Raw genomic sequence first — 7,561 nt, forward strand, 5'->3', positions numbered from 1 at the left:
CTGGCGGATCACTTCGTATCTGAACAACCGAAAGAGCAACGATGAACGCGGTATGGCGCAGTGGCTCGATCCGAAAGCGCCGATGTTGGCGCGTTCGCTTCAGCAAGCCGGCTACGCGACAGGCCACTTTGGCAAATGGCACATGGGGGGACAGCGTGATGTCACCGATGCTCCGCCGATCACCGAGTATGGTTTTGATGAATCGTTGACCAATTTCGAGGGCATGGGGCCGAAACTGCTGCCATTGACCTTGAAACCGGGGCAAGAAAAACCAGGACGTATCTGGGAGGACGCCGAGAATCTTGGTGACGGCTATCGCTGGATGCTGAGATCGGAGATCACATCGGGGTTTGTCGATGCTGCAATCCCGTTTATCGACAAAGCCGCCGCGGCGAAGCAACCTTTCTATATCAACCTTTGGCCCGATGATGTCCACGGTCCCTATTGGCCGCCGGTCGAAACGTGGGGCGATGGTTCGCTGCGACGGTTGTATCTGTCCGTGCTCGAAGCGATGGACAAGCAATTTGGAAGATTGTTCGATCGAATCCGTAACGACGCCGATCTTCGCGACAACACGCTGATTTTGATTTGTTCCGACAACGGTCCGGCGCCGGGGGCCGGCGAGGCGGGTCCGTTTCGTGGTTTCAAAACGCACCTGTACGAGGGAGGCGTCCGGTCGCCGTTGATTGTGTGGGGCCCCGGAATCGTTCACAAACAGGGGCATGTCGACCGCGAATCGGTCTTTTCAGCGATTGATCTTGCACCAACCTTACTGACATTGACCGGCACGCCGTTTCCCGAGGATGTCACCTTTGACGGCGAGCCGTTGGTCGCGACGCTGCTAGGTGACGGCGGTTCCCGCCAAGCTCCGATCTTCTTTCGTCGCCCGCCGGATCGCGATTCGTTTTACGGGGTCGAGGACCTGCCCGATCTCGCGGTTCGATCGGGAAGGTGGAAACTGCTATGCGAGTACGACGGATCCGATGTGGAACTCTATGACCTGAAACTCGATCGATCCGAGTCGACGAACATAGCGTCAAATCTTCCCGAGATTACATTAAACTTAAAAGCCGAGCTTCTTGATTGGCACAACACGATGCCTGCGGACAATGGCGAAACGTATCGCCGCAAACCAGCGAACCGCAAGAACAAGAAGTGACGCAGCGGATACCGATCATCTCAAGAGGGCACCAATGACGAACGTTTTAAAAATAGCCACGCTGTGCATTGGGTTCTTTTGCATGGCATCGGCGAGTCCGTGCGTTGCCGCCCCCCGGCCCAACATCGTCGTGATCATGGTCGACGATTTGGGATTTTCGGACATCGGTTGCTATGGCAGCGAGATTGAGACGCCGAACCTGGATGCCCTTGCCCGTAATGGCGTACGGTTTTCGCAATTTTATAACACGGCGAAATGTCATTCGTCGCGTGTGAGTCTGTTGACCGGCCAATACTGCATCGCCGCCGGGGACACCAAGCTGACGCATGCGGTGACATCCGCAGAGGTGCTTGGCGATGCGGGCTACTTCACCGCCATGACCGGCAAATGGCATCTAGCCCGACAGCCGACTGACTTTGGTTTCCAACGATACTTTGGTCACCTCAGCGGTGCCTGTAACTACTTTTCAGGCGACAACACATTCCGTTTGAACGGCGAACCGTGGCAGGTTCCCAGCGAGGGTTTCTATACGACCGTCGCCAACGTGGACTACGCATTGGACTTTCTGGACGAAGCCCGCACCACCGATAAACCATGGTATTTGTATGTGGCGTTCAACGCGCCGCACGCGCCGCTGCATGCGTTGCCCGAAGACTACAAACAGTACCAAGGCAAATACGACCACGGCTGGGAGGCGGTGCGTGACGCACGAATCGCCAAACAGAAGCGACTGGGTGTGTTGCCTGAATCGCTCGAGCCGAGTCCGCGGCCTGAACACGTTCCGGCCTGGAATGATCTCGAGCCGTGGAAACGCGACTACGAAGCCAACCGCATGACCACGCTCGCAGCAATGATCGATCGCGTGGATCAAGAGGTGGGTCGTTTGGTTGCCGATTTGAAGAAAAACGATGAACTCGAAAACACATTCATCTTGTTTGTATCGGATAACGGAGCGTGCCCCTACGATCGTAAACCCGCGAAATTAAATGTCGAGCCAACCAGTGCAAACGTCTCGTTCGGTGATTCGACCGGCTGGGCTTGGGCTCGCAACAGCCCGTTCCGTTACTACAAACAAAACCAATTCGAAGGTGGCATTTCCACTCCGGCGATTGTGCACTGGCCCGCAGGGTTGAAGCTCGATCCGGGCGACATCGTCCCGCAGCCGGCTCACTTGATCGACGTCTTGCCAACGTTGGCGGACCTTGCCGAAACCGAGATCCCTGACTCGCACGAGGATCGACAGCTACGCCCCGTTTCAGGGATCTCGCTGGAACCGCTACTGCGTGGCGAATCGCTCGAATCACGACCGCCGATTCATCTTTTGTTTGCAGCGGATCGCGGACTTCGCGATGGCGATTGGAAGCTTGTCAGTTTTCAAAGCGAGGCATGGGAACTGTATAACGTTGCCGAGGATCGATGTGAGCTGAACAATCTTGCCGACCAGCATCCCGAACGACTCAACCGAATGATTGCAACGTGGAACGAAATGGCCAAAGACGTCGTGCATGCCCCGGCAAAAGCATCGATGCCGGTCAAGGAAGCTTCATTACCACATCGGCATCGCGAGTGGACGTACTTTGACGCGGAAACGCCCGAACAGTACCAAAAGAAAAGGCAAGCAAACGCTGGTTCCACCAAGAAGGGCAAGTCCGCAAACTTGCAATCTGCGAACCACATTCGCGCCCGAAAGAATACCGCGTTGAAGATCGCCGGAAACGAATTGCGTTTGCAGTTCAGCGGCGAAGATCCTGGAATCGCAATGGACTTGCGAAACAAGCCGCTACCTGATGGCCCCTACCAAATCACGTTCAAACTGAGGATTGGCAGCAAAGCGAATGCAGCACCCGACGGCGAAATCTTCTACACAACCGACACCAAAACCACATTGCCTAAGGGCCGTAAGGTTCCATTTGCAATCGAATCGAGCGATGAATGGCAAACATTCCAGATCCCAATCGCTGAATCAAATCGAATTTATCAATTGCGAATTGATATTGGTGACGGTCCTGGATCGGCAACGATCACCGATCTGCAACTGCTTGGTTCCGAGGGCAAAACGCTGCAGCGTTGGCCGCAACCCTAAGTGCCAATCCAAAAACTTACGCCGATGCCCCTTTCGCGCCGGCGAGAAAGCAATAACGCTTATTGATTGGTCCACCCGACCGTTGCGGGTCAACACGAGTCTTTTCATCCCTCCCCAAGTTAAGCACTCTCCATGAAACTCACCCTTATTGTCGCGTTCTCGGTTGCAACGCTTGCATCCGCGTTTGCATCCGCAGCCGAGCGTCCCAACATCATCGTCATCATGGTTGATGACATGGGCGTTTCGGACATCGGCCCCTATGGCAGCGAGATCCCCACGCCTCACCTGGATGCACTGGCCGATAATGGAGTTCGGTTTTCTCAGTTTTATAACACCGGACGTTGTTGCCCGACGCGTGCTTCGCTGTTGACCGGGCTGTATTCGCACCAAGCCGGAATCGGGTGGATGACGGCGGACCAAGGCGTCCCCGGTTACCAGGGACGGCTGAACGATCAGTGCGTTACGATCGCCGAAGTGCTTCGCGAGGCCGGATACTTTACCGCGATGACCGGCAAATGGCATGTCGGTGCGAATCACGGCGTTCATCCGTGGGGTCGCGGGTTTGATCGCAGCTTGAATCTAGCCGCCGGCGGTGTCCATTTCTCGAACCAAACCGGCAGCAAAGGTGGTGCCAACCTGTTTCTTAACGGAGAAACGATTTCAGCGGAGGATCCGCGATTGAACCCTCCGTGGTATGGCAGCGATCTGTGGACCGAACAGGGCATCAAGTTCATTGACGAAGCGATCGAGGCGGAAAAGCCATTCTTCTGGTACCTGGCCTATGTCGCTCCGCATTTCCCATGCATGGCACCCGAGGAAACCATCGCCAAGTATCGCGGCAAATTCATGGCGGGTTGGGACAAGTTGCGTGAACAGCGTTATGCAAAACAGATTGAACTGGGATTCATCGACAAAAATTGGAAACTCGAACCGCGTCCCGAGCAAATTCCTGCGTGGGATTCGCTCTCGGCAGACGAACAAAAACGCTATGACGACATGATGGCGATCTACGCTGCGATGATCGACGAAGTTGACAAAAACATCGGCAAACTGGTGGACTCACTGCGTCAACGCCAACAACTCGACAACACATTGATCCTGTTTTTATCCGACAACGGTGGCAACGCCGAGGCAGGCATCTCTGGCAAATACAACGGTGAAAACCCTGGCGACCCTCACTCGGATGTGTTCATCGGTCGCTGCTGGGCCCATTTGAACAACACGCCGTTCCGCAAGTACAAGCACTACAATCACGAAGGGGGCACGTCGAGTCCGTTGATCGCTCATTGGCCCGCGGGGATCGAGCCTCGCAATGGCCCCGATGCTTGGATTTCAACACCGACGCATCTCATTGACATCATGGCGACCTGTGTCGATCTAGGCGATGCAACCTATCCAGCTAAGTTCAACGGAAAACCGATCACTCCGATGCAGGGACAAAGCCTGAAACCGCTGCTGAGCGAATCAGGTGAATTTGCCGACCGCCCGTTGTACTGGGAACACGAAGGGAACGCGGCAATTCGTGTGGGAAATCGCAAACTGGTTCGCCAAGGCCTCCGAGGCGACTGGGAACTGTTCGACATGGCGGCCGACCGTACCGAACAAAACAACCTGAAAAGCCAAAACCCCGAATTGGCCGACGCGTTGGCAAAACAGTGGCGTGATTGGGCCGCCACTCACGACGTGTTGCCCCGACCCGCCGGCAAAGCAAAACCGAAAATCCAAGGTAAAAAGCGACCTAACCAATCCAAGAACTCACAAAACACGTTGGCGAAATAGAGTGATGAAGACTCCATCGACCTGCCTGCCACATCGCGTGATCGCTATTGCGATGCTATTGATATCGTCGACGGCCGTGGCCGCGGAACGACCTAATATTCTTGTCTTCTTGGCAGATGATCTTGGCTATTCGGACCTGGGCTGCTACGGCGGCGAGATTCCGACGCCCCATATCGATTCGCTCGCTGAGGGCGGGGTGCGATTTACTCAAGTCTATAACTCTGCGCGATGTTGTCCGACACGCGCCTCGTTGATGACTGGATTGTATCCGTCGCAAACCGGCATCGGTGACTTCACCACCGGTCGCCCCGACCCCAAGCGAGGTCCCGGGTACATTGGCCGGCTGAACGATCAATGTGCAACGCTGGCTGAAGTTTTAAAACCTGCGGGATACGGTTGTTACTACGTCGGTAAATGGCATCTGCATCCCGATACGGGACCGATCCGGCGTGGCTTTGACGAATTCTATGGTTACACCAACGATCATTCGCACGATCAATACGACGCGGACTATTACATTCGCTTGCCGGAAGGCCGCATAAAAGAGATCGATCCTGCGGCAAACGAATTTTACGCGACCGATGTATTCAACGAGTACGCGCTCAATTTCATCCGCAAAGGACAAAACAGCGACAAACCTTGGTTCCTGTTTCTTGGTCATTCTTCACCTCACTTTCCGGTGCAAGCTCCGGCGGAACGCGCCGATAAATATGACGCGGTCTACCAACGCGGATGGGATGTACTGCGTGAGGAGCGTTTTGCGAGAATGCAAAAGCTCGGTTTGGTCGATGGGGATCGCTGGAAACTGAGTCCGCGCAGCATCGTTCCGGTCGACCGCGATGACATTGCCAATGGTTTTTCTGGCCAACAAAATCCGGCCTGGGATTCGCTGGACAAAGACCGCCAACTTGATCTGGCCCGTCGCATGGCGGTGTTTGCTGCAATGGTCGAAGGAGTCGATAACGGTGTTGGACAGATTCTTGATCACTTGAAACAGACCGACGACCTCGACAACACGCTGATCTTGTTTCTCAGCGACAACGGTGCCTGTTATGAATGGGGCCCGTTCGGTTTTGATGGAAAATCACGGCGAGGAACGACAACGCTTCGCGCGGGTGACGAGATTCGTGAAATTGGTGGTCGAGGCACGCATCAGTCCTACGGCAGCGGCTGGGCCAATCTCGGAAACACGCCGTTTCGGCTGTACAAACACTTTACCAACGAAGGCGGGATCAGCTCGCCCTTCATCGCCCATTGGCCTGATGGGATCGAGCCATCGGACGACTGGATTCGCGACCCGGCGCACGTGATGGACGTGATGCCCACGCTTGTGCAGGTTGCTGGAGCGACGTATCCCGCAACACTCAATGGCAACACGATCACGCCGTTTGAGGGCACTAGTCTACTGCCCGCGATGCGAGGCGAATCGCTGGCTGAACGCACGATCGGGTTTGATCACCAAGCGGCTCACGCGTTGCGAAAAGGCGACTGGAAAGCGGTCTACGCCAAACGCATGCCAAACGAATTGAAATGGGAACTCTATAACCTTGCCGAGGACCGAAGCGAACTGAATGACTTGGCCGAACAAGAACCGGAACGTACCCAATCGATGGTCGCCCAGTGGGAACAATGGGCACGACGAGTCGGCGTGATCTGGGAACCGGAGCAACCGAACGCCTCGCGAGATCGAAATGCAGCCAATTCCAAATCACCGCAGATTGCCAACCGACCGCTCAAGATTCAGGTCGTCGCCGAAGCGAAACAGCCAAACGGAGTTGTCATCGCCCAAGGTGGCAATCAACACGGATACGCATTGCACTTTATCGATGGAGTCCCCTCGTTGGATGTTCGCGTCAACGGCAAAGTGACACGCGTGACCGCCAACGAAAAAGTCAGCGGCAAGGTCAAGCTGAATGCCACTTTGTCGGATCGCGAGGTATCGTTGTCCGTCAATGACCAACCGCCGAGTCGTCAACCCTCGCCGGGTTTGATTCCGGCGCAACCGATCGATTCCTTGAGCGTCGGATTTGACGACCGCACGTCTGCAGGCGACTACGCCGCACCGAATCGCTTCAATGGCAAAGTGCTCGATTACAAAGTGAACGTGGCGTCTACAAAAGCGGCCGACGATTTCCCCGCTTCGGCATTCATCCAGCAAAAAAACGATCGCAAACCAGGACCGGTAATGGACGCGGAATCCATTCGGGCTGGACTTAAATCTCACGATCGTGCGCTGTTCATCAAGTCGGGTTGGATCCGTGATCCCTACATCACGCTCGGGCCCGACGACTACTATTATTTGACAGGAACTCAGCCCAACGAGGGCGATCCACGCGAAGCAGCCGATCCCTACAACATTGGCCTCGGCAACGAAAGCATCGTGGGCAATCAGGTACGAGTCTACCGCAGCAGCGACTTGATCCAATGGGAACCACTCGGCCCTATTTTCACGACCGACGACACGTTGGCAGCGAAGCAGCAAGGCAATAAGCCTAAACACATCTGGGCCCCCGAAATCCACTGGCTCGGTGACCGCTGGG

At 55.4% G+C, this 7,561-nt stretch carries 4 protein-coding genes; all 4 read left to right on the forward strand.

Annotation, left to right across the window (positions count from 1 at the left end; all coding sequences use genetic code 11):
- Positions 1 to 1,159: sulfatase-like hydrolase/transferase (locus tag RMSM_RS01695; protein WP_040763545.1), on the forward strand; the 1,159-nt coding region annotated here is incomplete at its 5' end.
- A gap of 136 nt (positions 1,160 to 1,295) precedes the next feature.
- Positions 1,296 to 3,242: an arylsulfatase gene (locus RMSM_RS01700; protein ID WP_008690601.1), complete on the forward strand. Its 1,947-nt coding sequence runs from the start codon at positions 1,296 to 1,298 to the stop codon at positions 3,240 to 3,242.
- Positions 3,243 to 3,374: 132 nt separating this feature from the next.
- Positions 3,375 to 5,021: an arylsulfatase gene (locus tag RMSM_RS01705; protein ID WP_008690604.1), complete on the forward strand. Its 1,647-nt coding sequence runs from the start codon at positions 3,375 to 3,377 to the stop codon at positions 5,019 to 5,021.
- A 4-nt stretch (positions 5,022 to 5,025) separates the two neighbouring features.
- Positions 5,026 to 7,561: sulfatase-like hydrolase/transferase (locus tag RMSM_RS01710; RefSeq protein ID WP_085980586.1), on the forward strand; the 2,536-nt coding region annotated here is incomplete at its 3' end.

Origin of the sequence: Rhodopirellula maiorica SM1 (genome assembly GCF_000346295.1) — a bacterium.
Lineage (GTDB): Bacteria > Planctomycetota > Planctomycetia > Pirellulales > Pirellulaceae > Novipirellula > Novipirellula maiorica.